The organism is Dietzia sp. B44, assembly GCF_014145245.1.
GTDB classification, from domain to species: Bacteria; Actinomycetota; Actinomycetes; order Mycobacteriales; family Mycobacteriaceae; genus Dietzia; species Dietzia natronolimnaea.
This window is the reverse complement of record NZ_JAALEF010000141.1, coordinates 1-3,562: the sequence shown is the minus strand read 5'-3', so window position 1 is coordinate 3,562 and position 3,562 is coordinate 1. Positions and strand designations below refer to the sequence as shown.

Here is a 3,562-nt window from a genome sequence, read left to right as displayed (position 1 = left end):
GGGAGAGCTCGGTCCCGCCGCGGCGCGCCCGTCGGTCGGACACACGGCGACTGTGCGCACGGCGACTGGGCATGCGGCGGCGGGACCTCCTCCGTGGTGTCCCCGGCCTCAGGCCTTGCCGGCGACGACGTCGTTCTCCGCCCCATCGTAGAAGGGGATGTATCCCTTGTCGGACGACAGGACGTAGAGCGGGTCGTCGAACTGGGAGGTGTCGAACGCCTGCTCGCGCAGCTCGGTCTTGCGGCTCTTGTAGGTGGACGTCACCTCGAGCTCCTTGGAGAGCCGGATGAACAGCGGAACCGCGTACGACGGCAACGACCTGCGCAGGTGCTCCGCGAGCGCGGCGCCGTCGAAGTCGGACTTGTCGTGCAGCCGCACGGCGGCCATGCCCGCCTTGCCGTCGGCGCCCGGCACCGGCACGCCGTAGACCACGGCCTGGTCGACCTCGTGGCGAGCGCTGACGGCCGCCTCCACCTCGGTGGTCGCCACGTTCTCGCCCTTCCAGCGGAAGGTGTCGCCCAGGCGGTCGACGAACGAGGCGTGCTTGAGGCCCTGGTCCAGCATCAGGTCGCCCGAGACGAACCAGGCGTCACCGTCACTGAAGGCGTCGCGGATGACCTTCTTCTCCGTGGCCTCCTTGTCGGTGTAGCCGTCGAAGGGCTGGGTGTCGGAGATGCCGCTGATCAGCAGGCCGATCCCGCCCTTGCCCACCTTGGTGAGCCGACCGTCCTCGCCGCGGCGGGGCTCCCCGGTGTCCGGGTCGTAGTCCACGATCGCGAAGTCCATCGGGCAGTAGCCGGTGGTCTTGGGGATGTTGAAGGCGTTGACGAACGCGATGTTGCACTCGCTGGCCGCGTAGAACTCACAGATCCGGTCGATGCCGAACCGCTGTTGGAACTCGTCCCAGATCTCGGGGCGCAACCCGTTGCCCGTCATCACCCGGATGGAATGGTCACGGTCGCCCGGACCGGGTTCCTGGTTGAGCAGGTAGCGGCAGATCTCGCCGATGTAGATGGCGGCGGTCGCCCCGGCCGCGCGGGCCTGGTCCCAGAACTTCGACGCGGAGAAGTGCTCCTCGACGGCCAGGCACGCGCCGGCGGCGAGCACGCAACCCAGGCCGACCGTGAGCGCGTTGTTGTGGTACATCGGCAGCGGACAGAGCAGGACGTCGTCCTTCTTGAGCCGCACACCCGACAGGCCGAAACCGGCGAGCGCGCGGTTCCAGCGGTAGTGGGACATGGTCGAGGCCTTGGGCAGGCCGGTCGTTCCCGAGGTGAACACGTAGTACGCGGTCTCGTTGCCCAGCGTCTCGTCCGCCTCGGGCGGGTTGGTGGCGCCGGCGTCCGCGTCCATCTTCTCCAGCTCGTCCTCGAGCCAGGTGAGATCCGAGAGCTCGTCCGGGCGGTGGCCCGCCGTGAAGTCGCGGAACGGGAGGTCGACCTCGGATCCCACGGCGATCAGCTCACCGAGCCACTTCTCGCGGGGGATGGACCCGGCGGCCTCGGCGCACTCCGCCCCGATGAGGACGACCTTCGACTCGATGATCTTCTGCGAGTGCTCGAGGACCTCCCCGCGCTGGTGATGGTTGAGCAGGCCCACCGAGGCGCCCACCTTGACCGCGCCCAGGATGGCGAGCATGACCTCGGGCCGGTTGACCATGCAGATGCCGACGGTGTCGCCGCGCTCGACCCCACGGGCCTTGAGCACCTCGGCGACGAGGTTGGCGCGCCGGTTCGCCTCCCCGTAGGTGATCTCGGATCCCAGGAAGCGCAGGAACGGGGCGTCCGGCTGGCCGGCCGCCAGTTCCTGGAACCTCCTGCCGATGGAGATCTTATCGGTCCCGCGGGAGGTGCGGACGATCCGGAGACCACGCAGGACGGTGGGCAGATCGGAGACGAGAGAGGGCAGGCCTCCCGCCAGGTCGAACGGGCTGAGGGTCCTGGCACCCTGGGACGTGCGGCGGGTGGTGTCTTCGGTCGTGTCGGTCACGGCTTCTCCTCTTTCGGGGTGGTGAGTGACTTGGCGGGATCTCCGGCGAGGCCGCGCCACGCGAGTTCGACGACCACTCCTGCGGCCACCGATTTGGGTATGGACCGGTGAGCGACGCGGTCGGCGACGGCCTCCCCGGCCCCGACGAGCGCGGTGGCGACCACCTCGAGCACCTCGCGGCTGCGCCCGTCCACCGAGTTCTGCGCCAGCAGATCGGTGGTCAGGTCCACCAGGACGGAGCGGGTCTTCTCGACCTCGTCGCCGAACGCGGGTTCGGCGACGGCCTGGCGGTACACGACGTTCCACGAGTCGGCGTGGTTGTCCACGTAGTCGAGGAACGCCTCCACGACGCTCTCCAGACTGTGACGCGCACCGGTCCCACTGGTCGCCGCGGAGGTGAGGTGGTCGATGAGTCGCCCGGACTCACGGGTCACGCACGCGGAGAACAGTTCCTCCTTGGAGCCGTAGTAGAGATACAGCATCGGCTTGGAGATCCTGGCGTCCTTGGCGATGGTGTCCATCGACGCCGATCGGTAGCCGAGGTCGGAGAACACGCGGATGGCCGAGTCGAGCATCTGCTGTTCGCGGATCGCGCGTGGGATCCGTTTGGTCCCCGTCGTCACAGGACTCCTTCCGGCGGGACGTGGTGTCGTGTCCCACACCAACTTACCGGCCAGTAAGTAGTTGTGGGCGACACTACGCACGATCCACCGGGTACCGGGTGATACTCTGTCGACGTCGGCGTGCCCCGGGGCACCGCCGGGACACCCCATTCTCGTGACCCGCAGGGAGAACTCGATGAGCTTCGGTACCGGAGCGCTCGCCAGCGCAGTCGGCGGAATCGTCCTCGGCGGCATCGTCGCCTTCGGAGCCAGCTCCGCGATGGCCGAGAACTCCATCCCGGAGGTCGCGCAGCCGCCCGCCGACCAGGCCCTCCTCGGCCAGGTCGAGTACGGCGCCCGCTAGTCCCTCCCCCGCGCCGGCCGAGGTGACCCGCGGGATCCGTCTCGGTGCAGGCGCACGCGACGCGGTCGTCGCGTTCCTCGGTTTCCTCCTCCTCGCCTGCCTGCAGTCCCCGGGTCTGGTCGTCCCGGACACCAAGTACGACCTCGTCGTCGACCCCGGACGCTTTCTCTCGCAGGCCACCCACCTGTGGACCGGACTGTCGTTCGGCGGCCAGGTCCAGAACCAGGCGTACGGGTACCTCTTCCCCCAGGGGCCGTTCTTCGCGCTGTTCGACCTGGTGGGGATGCCCGCCTGGCTGACCCAACGTCTGTGGTGGGCGGTTCTGCTGACGCTCGCCTACGTCGGGGTGGTCCGGGTCGCGGCCGCCCTGCGGATCGGCACCCCCCAGACCAGGGCCGTGGCCGGGATCCTCTACGCGCTCGCCCCCCGGATGCTCGGCGACCTCGGGTCGATCTCCTCCGAGATCTGGCCGGTCGCGCTGGCGCCGTGGGTGCTGCTCCCGGTGGTGCGGGTGTTGCAGGGGCGGATGTCCCCGCGCCGGGGTGGGGCGGGTGCCGCGCTGGCCCTGGCGTTGATGGGCGCGGTCAACGCGGTCGCCACCGCCGCC

The 3,562-nt window shown here is 69.4% G+C and carries 4 protein-coding genes; 2 read left to right on the top strand and 2 right to left on the bottom strand.

All coding sequences use genetic code 11. The features are described from left to right. Positions 1-108 precede the first annotated feature (108 nt). The gene (locus G6017_RS05605) at positions 109-1,989 is read right to left on the bottom strand and encodes a long-chain-acyl-CoA synthetase (protein WP_182616334.1); all 1,881 of its coding nucleotides are present in this window, start codon (positions 1,987-1,989) and stop codon (positions 109-111) included. Beyond that, a complete protein-coding gene (locus G6017_RS05600; protein WP_182616332.1) occupies positions 1,986-2,612 on the bottom strand; it encodes a TetR/AcrR family transcriptional regulator in 627 nt (208 codons plus the stop codon). The genes G6017_RS05605 and G6017_RS05600 overlap by 4 nt, the downstream gene beginning before the upstream one ends. 154 nt (positions 2,613-2,766) lie before the next feature. Here G6017_RS05600 and G6017_RS05595 point away from each other — a divergent pair, with 154 nt between their 5' ends. Next, the gene (locus tag G6017_RS05595; protein WP_304816525.1) at positions 2,767-2,955 is read left to right on the top strand and encodes a DUF2613 domain-containing protein; all 189 of its coding nucleotides are present in this window, start codon (positions 2,767-2,769) and stop codon (positions 2,953-2,955) included. Positions 2,956-2,977: 22 nt separating this feature from the next. Continuing rightward, a partial coding sequence (locus tag G6017_RS05590) for an alpha-(1->3)-arabinofuranosyltransferase domain-containing protein (RefSeq protein ID WP_182616330.1) occupies positions 2,978-3,562 on the top strand: 585 nt, incomplete at its 3' end.